This is a genomic window from Sedimenticola hydrogenitrophicus, from assembly GCF_025175675.1.
Taxonomy (GTDB): Bacteria; Pseudomonadota; Gammaproteobacteria; order Chromatiales; family Chromatiaceae; genus Sedimenticola; species Sedimenticola hydrogenitrophicus.
Window position 1 is genome coordinate 55,968 of sequence record NZ_JANIOA010000009.1, and the last position, 24,867, is coordinate 80,834.

The 24,867-nt window shown below is 63.3% G+C and carries 21 protein-coding genes; 5 read left to right on the plus strand and 16 right to left on the minus strand.

The genetic code is table 11. The annotated features are described in order from the left end of the window. Positions 1 to 188 precede the first annotated feature (188 nt). From NPX02_RS06990 to NPX02_RS07010, 5 genes are all read right to left on the minus strand, one after another. Complete coding sequence (locus tag NPX02_RS06990; RefSeq protein WP_260292749.1) at positions 189 to 650, minus strand: hotdog fold thioesterase; 462 nt, start codon at positions 648 to 650, stop codon at positions 189 to 191. A 219-nt stretch (positions 651 to 869) separates the two neighbouring features. Continuing rightward, positions 870 to 2,081, minus strand: a complete 1,212-nt coding sequence (gene pcaF / locus NPX02_RS06995) for a 3-oxoadipyl-CoA thiolase (protein WP_260292750.1) — start codon at positions 2,079 to 2,081, stop codon at positions 870 to 872. A gap of 42 nt (positions 2,082 to 2,123) precedes the next feature. After that, entirely contained in the window at positions 2,124 to 3,641 is a 1,518-nt protein-coding gene (gene paaH, locus NPX02_RS07000; protein WP_260292751.1) for a 3-hydroxyacyl-CoA dehydrogenase PaaH, read from the minus strand. A 4-nt stretch (positions 3,642 to 3,645) separates the two neighbouring features. Continuing rightward, the gene (paaG, locus tag NPX02_RS07005) at positions 3,646 to 4,437 is read right to left on the minus strand and encodes a 2-(1,2-epoxy-1,2-dihydrophenyl)acetyl-CoA isomerase PaaG (RefSeq protein ID WP_260292752.1); all 792 of its coding nucleotides are present in this window, start codon (positions 4,435 to 4,437) and stop codon (positions 3,646 to 3,648) included. An 11-nt stretch (positions 4,438 to 4,448) separates the two neighbouring features. Further along, entirely contained in the window at positions 4,449 to 5,228 is a 780-nt protein-coding gene (locus tag NPX02_RS07010) for an enoyl-CoA hydratase-related protein (RefSeq protein ID WP_260292753.1), read from the minus strand. A 352-nt stretch (positions 5,229 to 5,580) separates the two neighbouring features. Between NPX02_RS07010 and paaZ the strand changes: the two genes are divergently transcribed. The 3 genes from paaZ to NPX02_RS07025 all read left to right on the plus strand — a co-directional run bounded on the left by paaZ (position 5,581) and on the right by NPX02_RS07025 (position 10,064). After that, a complete protein-coding gene (gene paaZ, locus NPX02_RS07015; RefSeq protein WP_260292755.1) occupies positions 5,581 to 7,602 on the plus strand; it encodes a phenylacetic acid degradation bifunctional protein PaaZ in 2,022 nt (673 codons plus the stop codon). A gap of 209 nt (positions 7,603 to 7,811) precedes the next feature. Continuing rightward, complete coding sequence (locus NPX02_RS07020; protein ID WP_260292756.1) at positions 7,812 to 8,837, plus strand: ferritin family protein; 1,026 nt, start codon at positions 7,812 to 7,814, stop codon at positions 8,835 to 8,837. Between the two features lie 183 nt (positions 8,838 to 9,020). Beyond that, complete coding sequence (locus tag NPX02_RS07025; protein WP_260292757.1) at positions 9,021 to 10,064, plus strand: 2Fe-2S iron-sulfur cluster-binding protein; 1,044 nt, start codon at positions 9,021 to 9,023, stop codon at positions 10,062 to 10,064. 240 nt (positions 10,065 to 10,304) lie between these two features. Here NPX02_RS07025 and paaX read toward each other — a convergent pair whose 3' ends face one another. The 11 genes from paaX to ftsY all read right to left on the minus strand — a co-directional run bounded on the left by paaX (position 10,305) and on the right by ftsY (position 21,788). Then, complete coding sequence (paaX, locus tag NPX02_RS07030; RefSeq protein ID WP_260292758.1) at positions 10,305 to 11,252, minus strand: phenylacetic acid degradation operon negative regulatory protein PaaX; 948 nt, start codon at positions 11,250 to 11,252, stop codon at positions 10,305 to 10,307. A 542-nt stretch (positions 11,253 to 11,794) separates the two neighbouring features. Beyond that, on the minus strand, positions 11,795 to 12,454 hold the full coding sequence (locus tag NPX02_RS07035; RefSeq protein WP_260292759.1) for a CBS domain-containing protein: 660 nt from the start codon (positions 12,452 to 12,454) through the stop codon (positions 11,795 to 11,797). Between the two features lie 120 nt (positions 12,455 to 12,574). Continuing rightward, the gene (locus NPX02_RS07040) at positions 12,575 to 13,297 is read right to left on the minus strand and encodes an ABC transporter ATP-binding protein (RefSeq protein ID WP_260292760.1); all 723 of its coding nucleotides are present in this window, start codon (positions 13,295 to 13,297) and stop codon (positions 12,575 to 12,577) included. Beyond that, positions 13,287 to 14,060 carry an ABC transporter ATP-binding protein gene (locus tag NPX02_RS07045; protein WP_260292761.1) on the minus strand — a complete coding sequence of 258 codons (774 nt, stop codon included), beginning with the start codon at positions 14,058 to 14,060 and terminating at the stop codon, positions 13,287 to 13,289. The genes NPX02_RS07040 and NPX02_RS07045 overlap by 11 nt, the downstream gene beginning before the upstream one ends. Next, complete coding sequence (locus NPX02_RS07050) at positions 14,047 to 15,090, minus strand: branched-chain amino acid ABC transporter permease (protein WP_260292762.1); 1,044 nt, start codon at positions 15,088 to 15,090, stop codon at positions 14,047 to 14,049. Before NPX02_RS07050 ends, NPX02_RS07045 begins: the two co-directional genes overlap by 14 nt. Before the next feature lie 2 nt (positions 15,091 to 15,092). Then, positions 15,093 to 15,974 carry a branched-chain amino acid ABC transporter permease gene (locus tag NPX02_RS07055; protein WP_260292763.1) on the minus strand — a complete coding sequence of 294 codons (882 nt, stop codon included), beginning with the start codon at positions 15,972 to 15,974 and terminating at the stop codon, positions 15,093 to 15,095. 174 nt (positions 15,975 to 16,148) lie between these two features. Beyond that, positions 16,149 to 17,297 (minus strand): ABC transporter substrate-binding protein, encoded by a 1,149-nt coding sequence (locus NPX02_RS07060; protein ID WP_260292764.1) that lies wholly within the window; start codon positions 17,295 to 17,297, stop codon positions 16,149 to 16,151. Positions 17,298 to 17,823: 526 nt separating this feature from the next. Then, positions 17,824 to 18,672, minus strand: coding sequence for an RNA polymerase sigma factor RpoH (gene rpoH / locus NPX02_RS07065; RefSeq protein ID WP_260292765.1), 849 nt, complete (start codon positions 18,670 to 18,672; stop codon positions 17,824 to 17,826). Positions 18,673 to 19,111: 439 nt separating this feature from the next. After that, positions 19,112 to 20,083 carry a permease-like cell division protein FtsX gene (ftsX, locus tag NPX02_RS07070; RefSeq protein ID WP_260292766.1) on the minus strand — a complete coding sequence of 324 codons (972 nt, stop codon included), beginning with the start codon at positions 20,081 to 20,083 and terminating at the stop codon, positions 19,112 to 19,114. Continuing rightward, positions 20,083 to 20,760 carry a cell division ATP-binding protein FtsE gene (gene ftsE, locus NPX02_RS07075; RefSeq protein WP_260292767.1) on the minus strand — a complete coding sequence of 226 codons (678 nt, stop codon included), beginning with the start codon at positions 20,758 to 20,760 and terminating at the stop codon, positions 20,083 to 20,085. Before ftsE ends, ftsX begins: the two co-directional genes overlap by 1 nt. A gap of 20 nt (positions 20,761 to 20,780) precedes the next feature. Then, complete coding sequence (ftsY, locus tag NPX02_RS07080; protein WP_260292768.1) at positions 20,781 to 21,788, minus strand: signal recognition particle-docking protein FtsY; 1,008 nt, start codon at positions 21,786 to 21,788, stop codon at positions 20,781 to 20,783. 213 nt (positions 21,789 to 22,001) lie between these two features. Here ftsY and NPX02_RS07085 point away from each other — a divergent pair, with 213 nt between their 5' ends. Continuing rightward, the gene (locus NPX02_RS07085; protein WP_260292769.1) at positions 22,002 to 23,381 is read left to right on the plus strand and encodes a M16 family metallopeptidase; all 1,380 of its coding nucleotides are present in this window, start codon (positions 22,002 to 22,004) and stop codon (positions 23,379 to 23,381) included. A 178-nt stretch (positions 23,382 to 23,559) separates the two neighbouring features. Continuing rightward, on the plus strand, positions 23,560 to 24,861 hold the full coding sequence (locus NPX02_RS07090; RefSeq protein ID WP_260292770.1) for a M16 family metallopeptidase: 1,302 nt from the start codon (positions 23,560 to 23,562) through the stop codon (positions 24,859 to 24,861). Positions 24,862 to 24,867: the final 6 nt, after the last annotated feature.

The following is a 24,867-nucleotide window of genomic DNA, read 5'->3' on the forward strand; positions in this document are numbered from 1 at the left end:
TCGCTTGTCTCTTGCTTCCACAAGAAATATACCCTCAGTCGGCCGTAGTCACTGATACGCCGCTCGTTGTTGTGCGCCATCCCTGGCGCACACCCTGCGGGCGGCCTTCGGCCGACCCGTTTTGCTCCAGGCAAAACAGTCGGGAATTTCCTTGTGAAAACAATATCCGGCGCAATCTCAGCACAAATTTATGAAATCTTCGGGTCAGAATTATTTTCCATCCACTCCGCGACCTTGTCCGAGCGGCGGAATACCGTGCCACTGAACAGGCCAACCAGTCGGCCATCCCCGGTCTTTACCTCCACAGTATAGAGACCGGTGCGTTTGGTGGAACTCTCCTCCCGGGCCTCGGCGACCAGGCGGTCACCCTCGCGGCTCGATCCGGGAAAGCTGAGCTGGGTCGACAGGGCAAGCGAGGTGGTGCCGTGCGAGTTGGAGGCGACCGCAAAGGTAAAATCCGCCAGGGTGAAGGTGACGCCGCCCTGGGTGACCCGGACCGCGTTCAGCATATCCGGCCTGACCGTCAGGGAGGCGCGGGCATAGCCGGGTCGGACCGCTTCCAGTCTGATGCCCAGCAGTCGGGCAAACTTGTCCTGCTGCTCCATCCACTGGCCGATGGCCTCGGCCTGTTGTTCTGTTTCTGTCGACATAAAAGCCTTATTCTAAACGCGGGACGAGGGATGACCAAGCCCTTTCTGTTGCAGGGGATACTGTTTCCGGGGAAACCGTGCGGGAGGCTACTTTACCCTGTGGCCAGACGTTCCGAAAGCAGCCCATCGTTCTTGGTCGGCCCTTATGGTTGTGGTTCAGCGCGCACGGCGTCCGCCCGGATCGTTTGCTTGCCGATACCGCTGGCGGCCGTCGCTGCGTCATTCCTCGCTACGTTCAATGATCAGGGCGATGCCCTGGCCGACACCGATGCACATGGTGCAGAGGGCGTAGCGTCCGCCAGTCTGCTGCAGCTGGTACAGGGCGGTGGTCACCAGGCGGGCACCACTCATGCCCAGGGGGTGACCGAGGGCGATGGCGCCGCCGTTGGGATTGACGTGGGCGGCGTCATCGGCCACGCCCAGATCGCGCAGTACCGCCAGCCCCTGGGCGGCGAATGCCTCGTTGAGTTCGATCACGTCCATCTGTTCGATGGAGAGGCCGGTCATGCGCAACAGCTTGCGGCTGGCCGGGGCCGGACCGAAGCCCATGATGCGCGGCTCCACGCCGACCGCCGTGGCGGCCACCACCCGGGCCTTCGGCACCAGGCCGAAGCGCTCGCCGGCGGTCTTGGAGCCGAGCAGCAGGGCGCAGGCGCCGTCATTGACCCCGGAGGCGTTGCCCGCCGTCACCGAGCCACCCTGGCGGAACGGGGTAGGCAGGCTGGCCAGCTTCTCCAGCCGGGTGTCGGGGCGGGGGTGCTCGTCCTGCTCGACCACCCGCGCCTCGCCCTTGCGCTGGGGTATGGTCACCGGCACGATCTCCCGGGCCAGGCGCCCGCTGGCCTGGGCCGCGCCGACGCGCTGCTGGCTCCTGAGGGCGAAGGCGTCCTGGTCCGCTCTGCTGACGCCGAACTGCTCCGCCACATTCTCGGCCGTCTCCGGCATCGAGTCGATGCCGTACTGCTGCTGCATCAGCTGGTTGATGAAGCGCCAGCCGATGGTGGTGTCATAAATCTCCGCCCGGCGCGAAAAGGCGCTCTCCGCCTTGGGCATGACAAACGGGGCGCGGGACATGGACTCGACGCCGCCGGCGATCATCAGCTCCGCCTCGCCGCACTTGATGGCGCGTGCCGCCATGCTCACCGCGTCCATGCCCGAGCCGCACAGCCGGTTGACCGTGGTGCCCGGCACCACCGCCGGCAGGCCGGCGAGCAGCGCCGCCATGCGCGCCACGTTACGGTTGTCCTCGCCCGCCTGGTTGGCGCAGCCATAGATCACGTCATCCACCTGCGACCAGTCGACCGCGGGGTTGCGCTCCATCAGCGCCTTCAAGGGGATCGCCCCGAGATCATCGGCGCGCACCGCGGAGAGGGCGCCGCCGAAACGGCCGATCGGGGTGCGGATGGCATCGTATATATAGGCGTCGTTCATTCTCTGCATCTCTATCTGGATAAAAATCGGGGCGGGTTGGCTTCAGGCGTAGAAACGGGTACCGCCCTCGACCTTGCGGCGCAGCAGCTGGGAGATGCGGTAACGATCCAGGCCGTAGGCCTGCCGCAGGTTCTCCAGCACCGTCAGTACCCGGGGCAGGCCGATGCGCTCGGCCCAGGCCAGCGGGCCGAGGGGGTAGTTGACCCCGCTCTGCATGGCGGTGTCGGCGCCGGCCACATCGCACACCTGCTGGAACACGGTGTCGGCAGCCTCGTTGGCCAGGGTACAGACGGTACGCATCACCACCATGCCGGGGATGTCGGCGATCACCGAGACCGGCTTGCCCAGGGCCTGGAACAGTCCGACCGCCTGCTGCAGCGCCTCGGGCGTGGCGTTGTCCCCGGGACACAGGGCGAAGCGGGTGGCGGTGGCATAGTCCAGGGCCAGGTCAAACAGGATGGTGTCTGTCAGGTGGTCGGCGGCGCCCCGGCGGGTGGCGCTGCGACCGTCGGTGAGGGCGATGCGGGTATGGCCGATGCGGATCCAGCCGTTGCCCTCGGTGCGCTTGACGCGAATGCCGGCCTGTTTCCACAGCGCCACCAGCGGTTCGGCGATACCCAGCTCGCCGGTGATTTCGATGGTCTCGGGTGGCGGGGCAGCGGGGGCGTCGACGGCGCTGGCTATAGCGGCGCCCTCGCGGTAGTCGTAGAAACCCTGACCGCTCTTGCGGCCATGCAGCCCGCCATCCACCAACTCCTTCTGGATCAGCGAGGGGAGGAAACGCGGGTCGTAATAGAAGCCGGCGTAGACGCTGCTGGTGACGACGTAGTTGACGTCGTGGCCGATCAGGTCCATGAGCTCGAACGGTCCCATGCGGAAGCCGCCTGCCTCGCGCATGATGGCGTCCAGGGTGGCGACATCGGCCGCCCCTTCTTCCAGCAGGCGCATGCCCTCGGCATAGAAGGGGCGGGCCACCCGGTTGACGATGAAACCGGGGGTGGACTTGGCGTAGACCGGGTGCTTGCCCCAGCCGGCGGCGGTGTCGAACACGGTCTGCGCCACGGCCGGGCTGGTGGTGACGCCGGAGACCACCTCCACCAGCTTCATCACCGGGGCGGGGTTGAAGAAGTGCATGCCCACCAGGTTGCCGGGGCGCGCCAGCCTGGCGGCGATGGCGGTCACCGACAGGGAGGAGGTGTTGGTGGCGAGGATGGTCTGTTCGCCGCACAGCGATTCCAGCTCGGCGAACAGCTGCCGCTTCACCTCCAGGTCCTCCAGGATCGCCTCGATCACCAGCGCCGCCTCGCTCAGTTCGTCCAGGCGGGTGGCGGCGGTGATGTTGGCCAGCAGCGTCGTGCGCTCGGCCTCGCTCATCCGCCCCCGGGCGACCTGCTTCCTCAGCCCCGCGTCGATCTGGCCGATGCCGCGTCCGATCGCCTCCGGGTTGGCGTCGAACAGCAGGGTGGGGTGGCCCGCGGCAGCGGCGATCTGGGCGATGCCGGCGCCCATGGTGCCTGCGCCGATGACGGCGACTGTCTGTTTCGTGGTGAGTGCGACCATTAGCCTATTCCCCCTTGAATTCCGCTGGGCGCTTGGCGATGAAGGCGGCGACCCCTTCCCGGTAGTCGTGGCTGCAGCCGGCGATGTACTGCAGGTCGCACTCCAGCTCCAGCTGCTGCTCCAGGCTGTTGCCGCCGGCCGCGTTGATGGCCCGCTTGGTCAGGGCCAGCCCCTTGGTGGGCTGGGTGGCCAGGTGAGTGGCCAGGCTGCGCGCCTCCTCCAGCAGCCGGTCGTCATCCACCACCTGCCAGATCAGTCCCCAGTCGGCCGCCTGTTCGGCCGACAGCTTGCCGCTGAGCATGGCCATGCCCATGGCGCGGGCACGGCCCACCAGCCGGGGCAGGGTCCAGGTGCCGCCCGAGTCGGGAATCAGGCCGATCTTGGAGAAGCCCTGGATGAAGCTGGCGGAGCGGGCCGCCAGCACGATATCGCAGGCCAGGGCGATGTTGGCACCGGCCCCGGCGGCGACCCCGTTGACCGCGCAGATCACCGGCTTGTCCAGGGTCATGAGGCTGCGTACCAGCGGGTTGTAGTTCTGTTTGATGGAGAGGCTCAGGTCGGGCATCGCCTCGCCCGGTGCCACCGCCCGGTCGTTGAGGTCCTGGCCGGCGCAGAAGCCGCGTCCGGCGCCGGTAAGCAGCAGGCAGCGGATGGAGCCGTCCTGTCGCACCTGCTTGAGGGCGTCGCGGATCTCGCCGTGCATCGTGGTGTTGAAACTGTTCAGGCTCTCCGGCCGGTTCAGGGTCAGGGTGGCGACGCCGTCCTGTACCTGGAATTGAATGGTGTCGTAACTCATGGGGCTCTCTTTTATTGACCTTTGAATTGGGGTGGGCGCTTCTCCAGGAAGGCCTCGATACCCTCCCGGCGGTCCGCGCTGGCGGCCAGGAACAGGAACGCCTTGCGTTCCAGTTCCAGGCCCTGGCTCAAGGGGGTTTCAAAGCTGGCCAGAATGGCTTCTTTCGCCAGGCGCAGTGCGATGGGGGATTTCTCCGCCATGGTCTCCGCCAGGGCGGTGGCCCGTTTCAGGGTCAGCTCGGGCTGGGTCACCTCGGCCACCAGGCCGGCGGCCAGGGCCTCGCGCGTGCCGATGAACTCGCCGCTGAGGATCAGCTTCATGGCCAGGGACTTGCCGACCGAACGCACCAGCCGCTGGGTGCCGCCGGCGCCGGGAATGATTCCCAGGTTGATTTCGGGTTGGCCGAAGCGGGCATCCTCGCCGGCGATGATGCAGTCGGCGTGCATCGCCAGCTCCAGGCCGCCGCCCAGGCAGAAGCCGTTGACCGCGGCGATGAGCGGCTTGGGAAAGCCGCGGATCGCCTGCCAGTACTGCGGGCGCCGATCCTTCCACAGTCCAACCGCGTCCAGCGCCGCCATCTCCTTGATGTCGGCGCCGGCGGCGAACACCTTGTCTGAACCGCTGAGCAGCACCACGCGGATTTGCTCATCCGCCGTCGCTGCCGCCAGGGCGTCGGCGAGTTCACCCAGCAGTGCGCTGCGCAGCGCATTGTGCGCCTCGGGGCGGTTCAACCGAATCAACTGGACGCCGTTGCGTGGCGGGTCCACCAGGATGTCCCTGTAGGCCGTCATCTCGTCTCCTCGTTTGCGCTGGTTAGGGCGACACATCCGCATGTTTTATCGGGTTGTCGTCAGCCACCCCTGGCGGAATCCCTGGTTACCGGGATGCGCTTTCAGACCTGCATGCTGTTGTATCACAACTCGATTTTAAAATACCACAAAAAATAATACAAAAGTAAAAATATTGTATCGCATTAGATTGCGGGCTACTATCAGCCACAGCTGTCTATGGCGGGACCACATGCATCAGCCCGAATGCATCAATGAGCATAGCCGCTTTTCCCTCGGGGAGTATTCGGGGCGTCCCAACAGTCCATATTTATTGAGCGTGAACACAGGCCCTGGCGGGCCGGAGGAGCGAGAGATGCGATTGAAGAGTTATGCCCGCGGTGCCTGGATCGAGGGCGAGGGACAGGGGACTCTGCTGAACAGCGCGGTGACCGGAGAGCCGGTGGCCGAGATCAACAGCCGGGGTCTCGATTTTGCCGCCATGCTGCGTTACGGCCATGAGGTGGGTGGCCTGGCGTTGCGCGCGCTGACCTTCCATGAACGGGCCTACATGCTGAAGGAGCTGGGGCTCTACCTGCAGCAGCGCAAAGAGGAGTTTTATGCCCTCTCCCGGCACACCGGCGCCACCCGTTCCGACTCCTGGATCGATATCGAGGGCGGCATCGGCACCCTGTTCGCCTACTCCAGCAAGGGGCGGCGCGAGCTACCCAACGGCCATGTCTATATAGATGGGCAGCCCGAGATGCTGTCGCGCAGGGGCAGCTTTGTCGGCCAGCATATTTATCTGCCGCTGGAGGGGGTGGCGATCCACATCAACGCCTTCAATTTCCCCTGCTGGGGCATGCTGGAGAAGCTGGCGCCCAGTTTCATCGCCGGTGTTCCCTGCATCATCAAGCCGGCCAGCCAGACCGCCTACCTGACCGAGCTGATGGTGCGCCACATGATCGAATCCGGCATTCTGCCGGAGGGCTCGTTGCAGCTGATCTGCGGCAGCGTCGGCGACCTGCTGGATCACGTCACCTGCCAGGACGCGGTCACCTTCACCGGTTCCGCCTCCACCGGCCTGATGCTGCGCCGGCACCCGGCCATTCTCAACAATTCGGTGCGCTTCACCATGGAAGCGGATTCACTCAACGCCTCCATTCTCGGTCCCGATGCCGAGCCGGGAAGCGAGGAGTTTGATCTCTACGTCAAGGAGGTGCTGCGGGAGATGACGGTCAAGTGCGGCCAGAAGTGCACGGCTATTCGTCGCGCCCTGGTACCGCGCCACCTGGCGCCCTTTGTGATCGATGCGCTGGCGGCGCGTCTCGGTCGGATGGTGGTGGGGGATCCCGACCGGGAGGGGGTGACCATGGGCGCCCTGGCCAGCAAAGACCAGTGTGCCGAGGTACGCGAGCGGATTGCCGAGCTGGCCCGCTCCTGCGAAATCGTCTATGGCGATCCGGACGAGACGGTCCCCGGTGCTGGTGCCTTCATGAAGCCGGTGCTGCTCTATTGCGATCAGCCGCTGCAGCACCGTGAGGTGCACGATGTCGAGGCGTTCGGTCCGGTCAGCACGGTGGTTCCCTACGAGGGGGTGGAGGAAGCCATTCAGCTAGCCGGGATGGGCCAGGGCAGCCTGGTCAGCTCCATCTTCACCTACGACGAGGCCTTCGCCCGGGCGATGGTAATGGGCCTGGGGGCCTGGCACGGCCGGCTGCTGATCAACAACCGCGACTGCGCCAAAGAGTCCACGGGCCACGGTTCACCGCTGCCCTATCTGATCCATGGCGGGCCGGGCCGGGCCGGCGGCGGCCAGGAGCTGGGCGGCATTCGGGGTGTACTACACTATATGCAGTGTGTCGCGCTGCAGGGATCGCCCAGCATGCTCACCGCCGTGAGCGACAAATGGATCCCGGGCGCCCGGCGCATCGAGGACCCGGTACATCCCTTCCGCAAGACCCTTGAAGAACTGCAGATCGGTGAGGGGATCGTTACCGAACAGCGCGTCGTGACCCTGGAGGACATCGAGCATTTCGCCGAGTTCAGCGGCGACCGCTTCTATGCCCACATGGATGAGGCGGCGGCCAGGGCCAATCCGTTCTTCGAGGGGCGGGTGGCGCACGGCTACTTTATCGTTTCGGCGGCCGCCGGCCTGTTCGTCGATCCGGCACCGGGTCCGGTGCTGGCCAATTACGGCCTGGAGCACCTGCGCTTCCTGACGCCACTGAATCCCGGAGACGCCATCCAGGTGACCTTTACCTGCAAACAGAAGGTGCCGCGGGTGAACGAGAATTATGGCGAGGTGCGCTGGGACTGCCAGGTGCGTAACCGGCACGGCGAACTGGTGGCCACCTATGACGTGTTGACGCTGGTGGCCAAGCGGCCGGCCGCCTAGGAGCCTGTCGCTCCGTCGCAGGGACGCGACGATAACCCGGGGGGTGGCAGCGAGATTTTTAATGATACGAAAATAAAATAAATATAAAAAATATTGTATCGTTTAAAAATGCTTGCTATGTTTCTCCCATGCCGCAACGCGGCGCATGCGGTTTGTCTATCCACACGGCCCTGGGCGGTGTGGCTACAAAGAGTCGAGGAGCGAGAACGATGAGTGAGAGAGAGCGGTTTGCAGACAAGATGGAGTTCCCCCCGGAGACCCCCCAGCCCAATATCTATCCCCTGAGCTGGGTGCGCGAGACCAGCAAGATGCAGGAGGTGTGGGAGGCCGCCCAGCGCGAGTATTGGGACCCGGAAAAACTGCCCTGGGATACCTTTGATCCGGACCAGTACAGCTGGGAAGAGCGTGAGTCGATCGCCTACTGGTGGACCCTGCTCTCGGTGTTCGACGCCTCCGCGCCACCGGTGTTTGCCGAGGCCATGATCAAGACCTACGAGGACCATGAAGAGGATCCGGTGCGCCGCTGCTTCTTCTCGGTCACCCGGGACGAACAGAACCATGAGCAGATGTGCGGCCTCGCCATCACCAAGCTGCTGGATCACCCCGATGCCATGACCTACACCCCCAAGACCGAACTGGGCCGCAAACTGCAGCGCAACGCCAAGTGGCTCTATTTCAACGGCGGGCGTTACTGGAACGGCTACAAGCAGGCGGTCCCCAAGTACAGCCTGGCGGTGCTGTTCAGCTCCTTCCTGATGGGCGAGATCGCCGCCGCCACCATCTTCCACCAGATGGCGAAGAGCTGTGAGGAGGAGGTGTTCCAGGAGGCGTTCCGCAATATCGGTCGCGACGAGGGTCGCCACATGGCCATCTGCATGGCATTGATGGAACGCGACTATCCGAGCCTGCCGGAGGAGAACAAGTCGGTCATCACCAAGCAGATCCGCGCTGGCTACCTGTTTCTGTCGGCGGTGCTGTATGAGCCGCCGATGGAGTTCTGGGATCTGCCCGAGGATTTCATTGCCGTGCAGCGTGAGGCGGAGGCGATCGCGCGCAACGCCGGTTTCGGTATACCCGCGGTCGAGGAGAAGTTGGAGAACTGGCGCAGGGCGATGCTCAACCTGAAGGGGGTGCTGGATCGCTACGACATCCCGTTCCCCGCCATCCCCGAGGTGGGCATTACCGGTCAGGAAGTGCTGGATATTGATCTGGACGAGATCATTCCGATATTCTGAGAAATTCCAGGTAACCGGGGGTGACTCGCCTCCCGGTTTTGTCCAGGGATTGGCGTAGGAGCAACCCCCCGTGGTTGCCCGGATGGTGGTGCTTCGTTGGAACAGGGCAGGCACAGGGGCCTGCCCCTGCGGCGACAAGCCGGATGGCCGGGAGCGGCTTTACCCATGGTCTGGTATTAACTGATGAAAAAAATCCGATTATATCCATCCGGTCACGAGGTGGAGTGCCAGCAGGGGGAGACCGTCCTGGCCGCGCTGGAAAAGGCGGGCTATGCCCTGCCCAACAACTGTCGTGCCGGGGCCTGCGGCGAATGCAAGATCAAGGTCCGGCAGGGCGAGTTCGACCAGGGCATGGTGCTGGACATGGCGCTGGCCCCGGAGGAGCGGGATCAGGGCTTCGGTCTGATGTGCATGGCCAAGCCGCTGTCGGATCTGCTGGAGATCGAATGGGGCACCGAAGATGCGCAACCGAAGCTGTTTCCACCGCGGGAGAACGTCTCCTTCGTGGTGGTGGAGCGGCTGGTGCGCACCCATCGTATCATTGAACTGCGGTTGCGGCCGGTGGGCAAGCCGCTACGCTACTGGCCGGGCCAGTACGTGCTGGTGAACCATCCCGACAATCAGATTCCACCGCGTGCCTACTCCATCGCCAACGCCTCACGTCCGGATGGCGAGATCAGCCTGCAGATCGCCCGGGTCGAGGGCGGCGGCATCAGCAACTGGGTGCATGCCAACCTTAAGGTGGGCGACCGGATCAAGCTGTCGGGCCCCTACGGCACCTTCATCGGTGATCCGGCGGCCGAGACCCCGGTGCTCTGCCTGGCGGCCGGTACCGGGCTGGCGCCGATCATGGCCCTGGCCGAGGCGGCCCTGAGCCGCGGCTACCGGCAACCGGTAACGGTGCTGTTCTCGGCGCCGACCAGCGACGATCTCTACGACACCGGCCGACTCCTCCTGTGGCAGGCGAAACACCGCAACTTCAAATTCGTGCGTACCCTGACCCGGGAGCAGGGCGAAGCGCCGCTGGGGCGGATCCCGGCCATCCTGCCGGAGATGTTCCCCGATCTCTCCCGGCACAGCGTCTATGCCGCCGGTAGCCCCGAGTTCGTGGAGGCCTGCATCGCCGCCGCCAGGGAGCTGGGTGCCAAAGAGGCACTGATGCATACCGAGGGCTTCTTTGAGCAGCAGTCATTACCGGAAACGCCGTCGGCTGATCGGCTGCTTTGAATGCCGCTTGAGGGATGCCTGTTTCCAGGTCGGCTTTTTCCAGAGCGGTTTTTTGCTCTCGCCAAGACGCCAAGAACGCCAAGAAAAACTGATTCCTTCGTTTAAATTCCGATTCCTGCGGTCTTTGCACTCTTGGCGTTTTTGGCGAGAGAAAATGCCTTTTCTCCGTATCCACAAGTTCTGCGGACGAGCCATTTTTGCTTGTTTCTATCTGTCGGACAGTGAAGTACCGAGTGCCTCTCAGGCCCAGGCCGCAAAGCGCTGACTGAAGCGGGGCGAGATCGGACGAAACGGACCGGCCTGGTTTTCACATAACTTCAGAATATGCTGTTCGGAGCGCGCCTCCAGGGGGCGATAGATGGCGGCGCACAGATCCTGCGCCTGTTGCCCCAGCCAGTTGTCCGGTAGCAGTTCGGCCGGTAGCTTGGGGTCCTTCAGCAGGATGCGGCGGTAGTGATGGATCAGCATGAGGCGCAGCATGAAGCAGTGCTCCGGATCTTCCTGCTCCACATGCCGGGCATTCTGCATCGCCTTGGCCAGCGACCGGTAATGCTTGATGAAGGCGCCGTACTGCTTTTCCAGCTCGCCCAGCTTGAAACACTGACGCACCATGCCCTTGGTACCGAGTCCGTACATGGGGTCATAATTGCTCGCCCGCAGCACCACCACCTGGTTGGTGACCCCGACTTGGGCGAGGATCGCCTGGGTCTGGGTGATGGCTGCGGTCGGATGGCCATAGACATTGGGCGCGATAATGCCGTAACCGAGCCAGGTCAGCTCCTTGCGCAGCCGTGCGCGCTGCTTGGCATTGATCCCCTGGGTGCCGGTGAAAACCAGGATCCAGTCGCCATTCCACTGTTTGTTGGAGGGGTAGTAGATCAGCTCGTCGTAGCCGCTGACCTTCGCCCGGGCACTCTCGGTGAGGCGATAATAGCTGCGCCGCCCGATCTTGCTGCTCGCGACAAAGTCATCCTTGGCCAGCCGGTAGACGGCGGTGCGCACCAGCCGTTCGTTGACGCCGAGGGGTTCCAGCAGGGCGGTGATGCTGCCGAGCCAGATCTCCCGGTCATGGGACTCCACCACATCACCGAACAGGGTGGCGACCAGCGACGGCGTGCGACTGGGAGGTTCCTTGCGAAATCCGTCCAGAATGGACTTGAGTTGTCGTTGAAAAGGGTTGCTGGTCACGGTTTCTCGGTCACGGGCGGAATTGGCGTGGCTGCATTCTAGCAGCCCGCAATACTTGCGTCATGATGGATGCCTCAGTCCGCAAGGCAGGATAATCACCCCGTGAGTAGTTACCAGGCGGACAGACTCCCAGCCCTGCCCCTTACCCGTAAGCGGGTCGTACTGTTGTATCCAGGCGTAGGATGGGTGGAGCGCCTCCGTGAACTCTCCGCCGGCTCCGCCTTCCGCGCGCAACCCATCGTGCACCTGCAACCGCATCTGAAGATGGGTTACGGCGCGCCTGACCGCCGCGAATAGCCTTCAACAAGGGTGCCGCGCCTCCACCCATCCTACACGTGTGTTCATCGGTATTTGTGGGTAAAGGGCAGTCCTAGGAGCCTGTCGGATTTAACACTGACCTACTGCGGAAAAGCCGAATTTGGCCAGATTTTCCGATCTTTCTCGTTAAATAGGTCCACTATTCGCCTCGAAAAATCGAAAAATCGAAAAATCTGGCTCAAATCGGCTTTCCCTCGCTACGGTCGGTCAAACCCGACAGGCGCCTAGGCTTTTTTCGGCAGGACCTCGGTGATCAGCTCGTAGCCGATCTCCTGCAGGTGCTTGTCCAGCGCCTCCGGTTCATCGGCGATGTAGCGCACGATGGCGACACGCTGGGGGCTACCGATCTGGGAGACCGGCGAGACGACGGTGGCGATATAGCCGCCGGCGTCGTTGATCTGGTGAAGCAGGCCGCCGAGGGCGCGTGCCTTGTTGGGCAGGCTGACGGCGATGCGGGTGGTGTTGTCCAGGCCGCAGCCCATGATGTCGAGGAAGAAGTCGAGGATGTCGGTCTCGCTGACCACCCCCACCAGCTCGCCGTCGGCGATCACCGGCAGGTTGCCGATCTTGCGGTCGCGGATCAGCTGGCCGGCCTCCTCCACCAGGGTGTCGGGGGTGCAGGTGATCACCTGGCGCACCATCAGCTCGCCGACGGTGACCTTGGAGGTGAGATAGTTGACCTCGCCCACCGACAGGGTGGTGATGGCCGAGGGTCCGGCCCGGTCCAGCTCCTTCTGGCTGAACAGGCCGATCAGGTGGTTGTTGTCATCCACCACCGGCAGGTAACGCCGGCCCTTGTCGCGCATCACCTGGGCCGCATGACTGAGCTTCATATCCGCCGTCACGGTATCCACCTCGCGGGTCATGATCTGTTCCACATACATAGCGTCTTCAACCTCGGTTATTTCGATTAGTAATGGTCCTGTCCCGGCAGCATACGGCGGTGCCTGAGTAGGAGCGGCGCCCCCGCCGCGAACATCGGCCCGGCGCCGGTCCAAGTGCTATCAATGCCCCAGATAGGCCTTCTGCACCGCCTCGTCGGCCAGCAGGGTGTCGGCGTCGGCAGTGAGCACCACCCGGCCGGTCTCCAGCACGTAGCCGCGATCGGCGATGCCCAGCGCCGCCTTGGCATTCTGCTCCACCAGCAGGATGGTGACGCCCTGCTCGTTGAGCTCACGCACCACGCGGAAGATCTCCGCCACCAGCAACGGCGCCAGCCCCATGGAGGGCTCGTCCAGCAGTAGCAGCTTGGGCCGACCGAGCAGCGCCCGGCCCATCGCCAGCATCTGCTGCTGGCCGCCCGACAGGGTGCCTGCCGCCTGGCGGCGCTTCTCCTGGAGGATCGGGAACAGGGCGTAGATGCGCGCCATCTCCTCGGCCATCCAGGCCTTGTCCTGGCGCTGGGTGAAGCCGCCCAGCAGCAGGTTGTCCTCCACGCTCAGCGGCGCGAACACCTGGCGCCCCTCGGGGATATGGCAGATGCCGGAGCGGACGATCTTGTGCGGCGCGCTGCGGGTGATCTCGCGGCCATCGAAGACCACCCGGCCGCCGCTCGCCTTGTGCACATTGGAGATGGTGTGTAGCAGGGTGGTCTTGCCGGCGCCGTTGGCGCCCACCATGGCCACCAGCTCCCCGGGGTGCACCTCCAGGGAGATCCCGTGCAGGGCCTGGATGGGTCCGTAATGGGAGGTCAGTCCCTCCACCTGTAACAGGGCCTCAGACGGCATACTGCACCTCTCCCCCCAGATAGGCCTCGATCACCTTCGGGTTGTTCTGTATCTCCGCCGGCAGGCCCTCGGCCAGCCGGCTGCCATAGTCGATCACCAGGATGCGGTCGGAGACCTGCATCACCAGCCCCATGTTGTGCTCCACCAGCAGCACGCTGACCCCGGTTTGGCTGATGCGCCGGATCAGCTCGCGCATCTCCACCGTCTCGGTGTCGTTGAGCCCGGCGGCCGGCTCGTCCATCAGCAGCAGCTTGGGCCGCGCGGCCAGGGCGCGGGCGATCTCCACCCGCTTGAGCACCCCGTAGGGGAGCGAGTCGGCGGGCTGGTGGATGTACTGTTCCAGGCCGCAGAACACCAGCGCCTCGCGCGCCCATTCCTGGGCCTGGCGCTCCTCGCGGAGGATATTGGGCAGGCGCAGGGCGGCGCTCCAGAGGCGGCTGCGGGTGCGCAGGTGGCAGCCCACCTTGACATTGTCCAGCACGCTCATGTTGAAGAACATCTGCAGGTTCTGGAAGGTGCGGGAGATGCCCATTTTGGCCACCTGATGGGGCAGCCGACCGACGATCTCCTGGCCCTGGAAGCGGATGTTCCCCTCGTTGGGGAGGTAGATGCCCGAGAGCATGTTGAACAGGGTGGTCTTGCCCGCCCCGTTGGGACCGATGACCGCGTAGACCTGGCTCTCCGGCACCTGGAAATGGAGGTCGGCAATGGCGGTCACACCGCCAAAGGAGATGGTCAGGTCCTGTACCTCAAGCAACGCCATGACGCTTCTCCTCCTTCTGCGGGGCCGGCTTCTGTGGGGTGGGCTTGTGCGAGGCCGGCTCCTGCGGGGCCGGCTTGCGCGGGGTGGGTGTTGCCTGACGCCGGAGTTTGCGCAGTAGATCCCCCAGGCCGACGAACAGCCCCTGGGGCAGGAAGATCATCATGCCCATGAGAATGCCGCCGAAGATCATCACCTCGTAATCCTCGAACACTACCAGCAGCTCGGGCAGGAAAGTGAGGATGAGGGCGCCGAGCACGGCGCCGTAGGTGGAGGCCATGCCGCCGAGCACCACCATAGTGACCAGCTCGATGGAGAAGAAGAAGCTGAACGAGTCGGGGCTCACGAAGGCTTGCTGGTGGGCGAACACGCTGCCGGCGACCGCGGCGATCAGGGCGGCGAGAACGAACACTCCGGTCTTGGTGGCGGCGGTGTTGATGCCCATCATCTCGGCAGCCACCTCGGAGCCGTGCAGGGCGCGCAGGGCGCGGCCGCTGCGCGAGTCGATGATGTTGAGGGCCAGCCAGACCACCACCACCAGCAGAGTGCCGATGACGATATACCAACGCTGGTCGCTGTCCACGGCCCAGCCGAATAATGACAGGGTGGGTATGCCGCCGAGGCCGTCGGGGCCGCCGGTGAGCCAGCCCAGCTGGACGATGAAGATGTGCACGATGATGCCCAGTCCGAGGGTGGCCATGGCCAGGTAGTGGCCCTTGAGGCGCAGGATCGGGCGCGCCACGACATAGGCGATGACGCCGGTGAAGGCGAGACCGAGCAGCAGGGCGGGCCAGGGATTCCAGTCGTAGCGGGCGGTCAAAATGGCCGAGCTGTAGGCACCGAGGCCGAAGAAGGCGGCATGGCCCAGAGAGATCTGCCCGGCATAGCCCATCAACAGGTTGAGGCTGACCGCGAGAATGGCGTTGAGGCCGGCGGTGACGCCGACCACGGTGACGAAATAGTTATCTGGAAACAGGATCGGCAGCAGGACGATAGCCGCCGCCAGAAGGAATAATCCGCTGAGGCGTTTCATCGTTAGACCCTCTCGACCGAGGCTTTGCCGAACAGGCCGCTGGGACGGAAGAAAAGCACCAGCAGCAGGATGATGAAGCCGATCGCGTCCTTGTAACCGGAGGAGATGAGACCGGCGGAGAGGGACTCGATGATTCCCAGCAGCAGACCGCCGGCGACCGCGCCCATGGGGTTGCCCATGCCGCCGAGGATGGCGGCGGAGAAGCCCTTGAGACCGAGCATGACGCCGGTGTCGTAGGAGGTGAAGGTGATCGGGGCGATCAGTATGCCGGCCATGGCGCCGATGGCGGCGGCGATGCCGTAGGCCAGCAGCAACATGACGCCGACGTTGATGCCCACCAGATGGGCGGCGGTCTTGTTGCAGGAGCAGGCGAGGATGGCCTTGCCCAGGGTGGTGCGGTTGAAGAAGTACTGGGCGCCGAGCACCAGGGCGACGCCGCCGCCCATGACCCAGAGGCTCTGGGGCAGCACGGTGGCGTTGCCGATCTGGATCGGCGTGTTGCCGGAGAAGGGGGGCAGGGCGAACAGGTCCTTGCCCCACACCAGCAGGGCGACGCCGCGCAGGAAGATGGAGGCGCCGATGGTGATGATGATGGTGGTGACCACCGAGGCGCCGCGGGCCGGGGCGATGGCGAAGCGCTGCAGCGCCATGCCCACCAGGGTGGTGATCAGCACGGCGCCGAGGGCGGCGGCCCACAGCGGTAGGCCGGCGTCACCGGCGGAGAGCGCCACCGCGCTCATGCCGCCAATCATCACGAACTCGCCCTGGGCGAAGTTGACCACGTCCGAGGAGTTGTAGATGATGGCAAAGCCAAGCCCCACCAGGGCATAGGTCGAACCTACGGTGATCCCGGTGAGCAGAAACTGGAGGATCAGATCGAACATCCGAAAAATCCTGTGTCAGGGAGGTCAGCGAACCGCACCTGCACAAATAAACGTGCTTGAGGCAGGTTGGCGCTGCGGCACTCCCGGGTTGTAATACGGGTTGGTTGGGTGGCGAAGCCGCTCCCTGCGGGCAGTCGGCGGCCCGGTGTCGTCACCGGACCGCCGGTCGTCGACTTACTTCACAATGGTCCAGTCACCGTTCCTGATCTCTAGCATCTGGAAGGCGTCCAGGCCGAGGCCCATGTGGTCGCTCGGGCTCATGTTGAATACCCCGCCGGTGCCGGGGAACTTGCTGGTCTTCTCGATCTCGTCACGCACCTTGGCCTTGTCGGTGGAGTCGGCGCGATCGATCGCCTCCAGGGCGATCATCAGGCCGTCATAGGCGTGGCCGCCGAAGGTGGAGACATCACCGAACTTGCTCTCGTAGAGGTTCTTGTAACCGAGCAGCACCGGGCGCTGCGGATCGCTCTCCGGCAACTGGTCGGCCACCAGCAGGGCGGCCGCCGGCAGACGTACGCCCTCGGCCGCTTCCCCGGCCAGCTCGATGTACTTCTTCGAGGCGACGCCGTGGGACTGGTAGAGCGGCAGGGTGATGCCGAGCTGACGCACGTTCTTGGTGACGATCGCCGGACCGGAACCGAAGCCGAAGTTGAGGATCGCCTGGGCGTCGGTGTCGCGGATCTTGGCCAGCTGCGCGGTCATATCGGTATCCTTGGCGCCGTACTGCTCATCGGCGACGATCTCGATATCGTAACTGGCGGCCATCGCCAGACTCTGGTTGCGCCCGGACTTGTCGAAGCCGCCGTTGCCGCTGATCAGGGCCACCTTGGCGATACCGCGACGGTTCATGTCCTCGTAGATCTTCTGTGCCGCCATGCGGTCGGTATGGGGGGTCTTGAAGGTCCACTTCTGCACCGGCTCGATGATGCTGACCGCCCCGGCCAGGGAGATGAAGGGGATCCCGGCCTTCTCCACCAGCGGCATCACCGAGAGGCTGGAACCGGAGGTGGAGCCACCGACGATCACGTCCACCTTGTCCTTCTGGATCAGGCGCTTGACGAAGTTGACCGCCTCCTTGGCATTGCCGCCGGTGTCATAGTGCATCAGCTCCACCTGGCGGCCGTCGATGCCGCCCTTGGCGTTGATGTTGTCGATGTACAGCTGCAGGGTCTTCAGCTCCGGATCGCCGAGAAACGACGCCGGGCCGGTCACGGCCAGGAAGGTGCCGATCTTGATCGGCTCCGCCGCCAGGGACTGTCCCGCCGCGCCCAGGGTGAGTGCGACGCCGATGGCCAGGGCGGTTACGCTTTTTTTAATATTCATAACGTATGATCACTCCTCAATGCTCTGTCTGTAAGTTCTTGTGAGTCGTGCATTTGAAGGGTACCGGCATGCCGTACACCGCCAACGCAGATCACTACTATACATTTTAATTATTACCGCGCGAAACCTGTGGTAACTCAAGTCATGCAACCCGGAGAAAATGAAAAATATTTCATGTCGTTCTGGGTATTGCATGTGGGTTAATGCCGTTTTGAGGGCGTTCCAGCAACTCGCGGTTCACGCTGAACCGAGACAAAAACCCTTTAAATGCCACTGTTTAAGGATTCGAGCAGAGAGCATAACGGCTAGGGTATGCTGGGGTCAACAGGATATGGAAAAATGCAAAGCGCTATGATAGAGGCTGGAAGTTCATGTAACTAACTGTAAGTACAATAAAAAATACAGTTACAAACGCAAGTAAAAATAGTTTTTTTCTGCTTTTTTTGTGTCGGAAGTGTGAAATATTTTGCCTGTTGATCCAGGCGGCGTTGCGGAACATGAAATATTATTCATGTTCCGCAGCAGTTCAGGCGATGAGATGGGCCTTCAGTTTACCCATGGCGGCCTTTTCGATCTGGCGGATGCGCTCGGCCGAGACTCCGTATTTATCCGCCAGTTCATGCAAGGTCATCTTCTTCTCCGCCAGCCAGCGCGCCTCAAGGATCTGCTTGCTGCGCTCGTCCAGTCCTTCAAGGGCCAGATAGAGCTGTTGTTTGTCGTTTGCCTCACTGTCCACGCTCTCCAACTGGCGGGAGGGCTCCATGCGCATATCGGCCAGGTAGGCGGCCGGGGCCGGGGCCTGATCGTCATCACCGTTATCAATGCCGTCGAAGGCCAGGTCGTGGTTGTTCAGGCGGCACTCCATCTCCAGCACGGTTTCCGGTTTGACACCCAGATCCCTGGCGACGCCCTCGACCTCTTCCTGAGAGAACCAGCCCAGGCGCTTCTTCGAGCTGCGCAGGTTGAAGAACAGCTTGCGCTGCGCCTTGGTGGTGGCGACCTTGACGATGCGCCAGTTGCGCAGGACGTATTCGTGGATTTCAGCCTTGATCCAGTGCACGGCAAAGGAGACCAGGCGAACCCCGTGATCGGGATCGAAACGGCGCACCGCCTTCATCAGGCCAACGGTTCCCTCCTGGATCAGGTCGGGGAGGGCCAGACCATAACCTGCATAGCCGCGGGCGATGCGGATGACGAAGCGAAGGTGGGACATCACCAGGGTGCGGGCCGCCTCCAGGTCCCCCTGCTCCTGCAGTCTCACCGCCAGGCTACGCTCCTCTTCGGCGCTCAACATCGGCAGCTGGTAGGCCGCGCTGATGTAGGCATCGATACTGCCGGTTGGCAGTGTGTTTGCGATAGCGAGTTGTTTGCTCATCTGAAATACCCTAGTTATTTGGTCTGGTATTATATTAGCACTCTTGCATATAGGGTGCTACTACATATTAGCACTCGGGGGGTGGGAGTGCTAATGGCCAGATTGGTTCCCGGCAATTCCAAATATGGCTTTCAATAGTCGTTTAATTATCCAGGCCCAGTTAATCAAGGAACCACGGATGGACACGGATTCACACAGATAGGCGATCAGAATTCTGAATCTGTGTTTATCTGTGTGAATCCGTGGTTCTCCAGGCTCCCGCCCAGCCATTATGCCCGGTGTTAATCAATTCGTTTGCAATGCCTCACCCCTCTGGTACCCACCAAACCACCGGAGGGGGTCGTAGTAAATTAATTCTCGGCTAAAAATGAATCCCTGCCAAGAGATGCTGAGCTGAGGATAAGCCTTGCCATATTTAGAATTGCTGATTGGTTCCCTGTCAGGCGGGTTCGATCTCGTGGAGATGGCGGCCCACGGCAATCCACGAGCCGATCAGCCCCAGCAGGGTGCTGCCGCCGAGCAGGACCAGCAGGGTGGCGAAATCGATGCCGCTGAGCCGGAAGCCGCTCTGATAGAGTCCGGCCAGCTGTTCGACCGGGTTGTCCAGCAGCAACAGGGAGATGCCGACCATCAGCCAGGCGGAGATGCCGCCAAACAGACCGTACCAGGCGCCGTTGTAAAGGAAGGGCCGGCGGATGAAGGCATTGGTGCCGCCGATCAGCTTGGTGATCTCGATTTCGGCATGCCGGTTCTGGATCTCCAGGCGGATGGTGTTGCCGACAATCAGCAGTACCGACAGTCCCAGCAGCGTGGCCAGGATGATGACACCGCGCCGGGCGATCTCGGTAATGGCGTGAAAGCGCCTGACCCACTGCAGATCGAGTTGGGCAAATTCCACCTCGCTGTGCTGCCTGAGCCTGGCGAGCAGTGCCTCGGCCGCGGCCGGTTCGGTCCGATCCGCGGCCGGTTCGACGATCAGCAGGGAGGGGAGAGGGTTCTCCTCCAGGCTATCCAGGACACCGGCAAAGCCGCTGAGCCGGCGGAACTCGTCCAGTGCCTCGGTCCGGCCGATCAGTCGGACCCGGGTGATGGCCGGGTCGCGCCGCAGTTGGCTGGCCAGGCTGCCCGCCTGCTCGTCACTGGTCTCCTGGGTCAGGAACAGCGAGATGCTGGCGGCACCGTCCCAGTGACCGCTGAGTGATTCCACATTACCCAGCAGCAGGTAGAGGCCGGACGGCAGCGCCAGGGCGATGCCGATCACCAGGGTGGTCATCAGGGTGGAGAGGGGGGTCCTGATCAGGCGTCCCAGACTGGCCAGCGCCACTTGCAGGTGGCGCATCAGCCAGACGTCCGCACGTAGCGAACTGCGGGGGCTGATGCGGGCCGACTGTCGCTTGCGGGGTCTGCGCATCAGTTGACCGACTCGGCGGCGTTGTCCCGGGCCAGGCGGCTCTTTTCCAGTACCAGGATGCGCCGGTTCATGCCCGAGATCAGTTCCAGATCGTGGGTGGCGATCAGCAGGGTGACGCCGACATCGTTGAACTGCTCGAACAGGTTCATGATCTCCCGGGAGAGGGTGGGGTCCAGGTTGCCGGTGGGCTCATCGGCCAGTACCACGGGCGGTTTGCTCACCACCGCGCGGGCGATACCGACCCGCTGCTGCTCGCCGCCAGAGAGGGTGACTGGCAGGTTTTTCTCCTTACAGAGCAGCCCCACCTTGTCCAGCGCGGCGCGCACCCGGCGGCCGATCTCGATATGCCCGAGGCCGGCCACCACCAGCGGCATGGCGACGTTATCGAACACCGTGCGGTCATGGAGCAGGCGGTGATCCTGGAAGATCATGCCCACCTCGCGGCGATGATAGGGGATCTGGCCGCGGCCCAGCCGGGTCAGGTTGCGCCCGGCCACCCGCACCTGCCCCCGGGTGCTCCGCTCCAGCAGTCCGATCAGCTTGAGCAGGGTGCTCTTGCCGGCGCCCGAGTGTCCGGTGAGAAACACCATCTCGCCCGGATCGATATGGAAGCTGACGTTGCTCAGCCCCTCATGTCCGCCGGGGTAGCGTTTGGTGACGTTGTCAAAGTGGATCATAGGCAGTGGCTATGTTGGGTCTATTCCGCAAACAGGGCGTTGACGAATTCAGTGCCGTCAAAGTGGCGCAGGTCTTCGATGGTTTCGCCGACCCCGATAAAGCGGATCGGCAGACCGAGCTTCTCGGCGATGGCGAAGACGATGCCGCCCTTGGCCGTACCGTCGAGCTTGGTCAGGGTGATGCCGGTCAGGCCCACCGTCTGGTTGAACTGGACCGCCTGATTGAGCGCATTCTGTCCGGTGGTGGCATCCACCACCAGCATCACCTCGTGGGGGGCGTCGGGATCGATCTTCTTCATCACCCGGGCGATCTTGGCCAGCTCCTCCATCAGGTTGCCCTTGGTGTGGAGGCGTCCGGCGGTATCGGCAATCAGCACATCGATGCCACGTGCGGTGGCTGCCTGCAGGGCGTCGAAGATCACCGAGGCGGAGTCTGCACCGGTGTGTTGGGCCACCACCGGGATGCCGTTGCGCTCGCCCCAGCTCTGCAACTGCTCCACCGCCGCGGCGCGGAAGGTATCCCCGGCGGCCAGCATGACACTCTGCCCCTCGTCCCGCAGCCGCTTGGCCAGCTTGCCGATGGTGGTGGTCTTGCCGGCCCCGTTGATGCCGACCATCAGGATCACCTGGGGTCTGCCGGGTTCGGCCTGGCGGACCGGTCGCTCACAGCGGTTGAGGATCTGCTCCAGCTGTTGCTTCAGTATCGCCGTCAGGCGTTCCGGGTCGGACAGCTCCTTGCGTCTTACCCGTCCGGTCAGGTCATCGATAATGCGGCTGGTGGCGTCCACCCCCACATCCGCCATCAGCAGCAGGGTCTCCAGCTCCTCCAGCAGGTCGGTATCGATGCTCTTGCGGCCCAGTACCAGATTGGCCAGTCCATCGGTGAAGTTGCTGCGGGTCTTTACCAGGCGGTTCTTGAGGCGGGCAAACAGGCCCTCTTTCCCTTCTGGCCTTACCTCCGGCTCCGCGGCACTGGCGGGCTCGCTCGGGGTCTCCTGGGGGGGTGTTTTCTTTCCAAATCCAAACATGCTGGTTTATCCGCTATGCCATTGAACTGATGACAACAGCTCTTGTCTCTTGTAAGGGAATCCGGTGCTGGACCCAATGTTGGATCCAGTGCCGCACTGTGAAAATAATCCGCCGGTCGGTTTTAAATGCTAAAGTCGGATCGTAACATTTTGCGGGGAATCAACCTATCCCTGTTGCGCCGATGTCGGGCACAGGGTGTCATGGAACACATTATGAGACTACTCCTCAGTGCAGCGTTGCTGCTGCTTTCCGGCCCGGTATTGGCCGAATCCCTGGTGACGGAAAACCTGGTGCACGAGACCGTGCTCGATAACGGCATGAAAGTGATCGTCAAGGAGGATCACCGGGCGCCGATCATGGTCTCCCAGGTCTGGTACAAGGTGGGGTCCTCCTACGAACCGGACGGCTTCACCGGCCTCTCCCATGCCCTTGAGCACATGATGTTCAAGGGGACCGAGAGCCATCCTCCCGGTGAGTTCTCCCGCATCATTGCCGCCAACGGCGGCAGCGAGAACGCCTTTACCGGGCGCGATTACACCGCCTATTTCCAGACCATGTCCAACGACCGGCTGGAGATTTCCCTGGAGCTGGAGGCGGACCGGATGCGCAATCTGACCCTGCCGGCCGAGGAGTTCGCCAAGGAGATCGAGGTGATAAAGGAGGAGCGCCGCCTGCGTACCGAGGATAAGCCGACCGGGCAGCTCTATGAACAGTTCACGGCACTGAGCTACCGTAGCCTGCCCTATGCCAACCCGGTGATCGGCTGGATGAATGACCTGGAACAGATGCGGGTGGAGGATCTGGCCGCCTGGTACCGGCGCTGGTATGCACCCAACAACGCCACCCTGGTGGTGGTCGGGGATGTGGAGCCGCAAGCCGTATTCCAGTTGGCCAGGAAGTATTTCGGTCCGCTGAAGCAGGAGCAGATACCGGTACTCAAGCCGCTGCGGGAGCCGCCACAGAAGGGCGAGGTCCGTTCCGTGGTCAAAATACCCGCTAATGAACCCTACCTGCTAATGGGCTACAAGACCCCGGCAGCGACCTCGGCGGAGCGTCCCTGGGAGCCCTATGCGCTGGAGATGCTGGTGGCGATACTGGATGGCGGCAACAGCTCCCGCTTCAGCCGCAATCTGGTCCGCGGCAGCGAGGTGGCCGTCTCGGCCAGCGCCGGCTACAACGCCTTCACCCGCCTGCCGGGGATGCTGACGCTCGACGGGACCCCGGCCAGGGGTCGCGACATCGGCCAACTGGAGAAGGCATTGCGTGAGGAGATCGCTCGCCTGCACAGCGATCCGGTGACCGAAGAGGAGTTGGAGCGGGTGCGGACCCAGGTGATCGCCTCCAAGGTGTTCGAGCTCGATTCGGTATTCTATCAGGCGATGGAGATCGGCACGCTGGAGACCATCGGGCTCGACTGGCGATTGATCGACCAGTATGTGGAGGAGTTGAAGAAGGTAACCCCGGAACAGGTGCGTGAGGTGGCGCAACGTTACCTGCGGGATGAGAATCTGACCGTCACCCTATTGCAGCCGCTGCCGATGGACGACGGCAAACCGGTGCGCAGCTCGACAGGGGGACGTCATGGGAGTTAAGACGATGGGATTTAGGGCTCGCGCAAGAATAATTTCGCAGTACCGAGGGCGTAACTGGGCTCCGTTGGCAAGGCACGCTTTGCAGGCAATGGCCGTTCCCTTGCCAAAAAGCGTAACGCCGCCAGCGGGGTCCAGTTGCGACCGAATACCGAAACTTATTTTGGCGCGAGCCCTTGGAATGCTGGTACTGTTGTTGATGCTGCTCCCGGTCCAGCTCTGGGCCGCGCCGGCGATCCAGAGCTGGACCACCGAAAAGGGCGCCCGGGTGCTGTTCGTACCGGCCCCGGAGCTGCCTATGCTGGATCTGCGGGTGGTGTTCGATGGCGGCAGTGCGCGCGGGGCCATTCCCGGTGTCGCCTCACTCACCAGCGCGTTGCTGGAAGAGGGGGCCGGTGACTGGGATGCCGATGAGATCGCCCAGCGGCTGGACAGCGTCGGTGCCAAGATGTCGGCCAGCTCTCAGCGCGACATGGCCTCGCTGACCGTGCGCACCCTGACCGAGAAGCGGGCGCTGACCGAGACCATGGACACGGTGGCCCAGGTGCTGGGCGCGCCGCGATTCGATCCGCTGGCCTTCGAGCGCAACCGCAAGGCGATGCTGGTGTCGCTGAATCATGACGAGCAGTCACCCGGCACGGTGGCCCAACGGACCTTTATGCACACCCTGTTCGGGGAGCATCCCTATGCCGCCCAGGTGGAGGGCACCCAGGAGTCCCTGGCGCGCGTCACCCGCGAGGATGTGATCACCCACTATAAAAAATACTATGTGGCGAAGAATGCGGTGATCGCCATTGTCGGCGCGGTGGAGCGCGCCGAGGCCGAGCATCTGGCGGAGCTGGTCAGCAGCGGTCTGCAGCCGGGAGAGCGGGCGCCCGAACTGCCTCAGGTGTCCGATCTGCAGGCCTCGCGGACCCTGGTCCTGCCGTTCCCCTCCAGCCAGTCGCATATCCTGATGGGGCAGCCCGGCATGCAGCGGGGTGATCCGGACTACTTCGTGCTTTACGTGGGCAACCATATCCTCGGTGGCAGCGGCCTGGTCTCGCAACTGAGTGACGAGGTGCGGGAGAAACGGGGCCTCTCCTACAGTGTCTACAGCTACTTCTCACCCATGCGCCGGAACGGCCCGTTCCTGATTGGCGCCCAGACCCAGAACGCCAAGGCCGCGGAGACCCTGGAGGTGATCCGCCAGACCCTGGCCCGGTTTATCGAGCAGGGACCGGGCGAGACGGAGCTGACCGCCGCCAAGCAGAACATCACCGGTGGATTCCCGCTGCGCATCGCCAGTAACAGCAAGATCCTGGAGTACATCGCCATGCTGGGTTTCTACGACCTGCCGCTGGACTATCTCGATACCTTTGTCGACAACATCAACAGCGTCACCAGCGAACAGATCCGCGACGCCTTCCAGCGCCGCATCAAGCCGGATCAATTGCTCACCGTGGTGGTGGGCAATGAGCAGACGCCGGCGCCGGCCAACTGAAGCCGT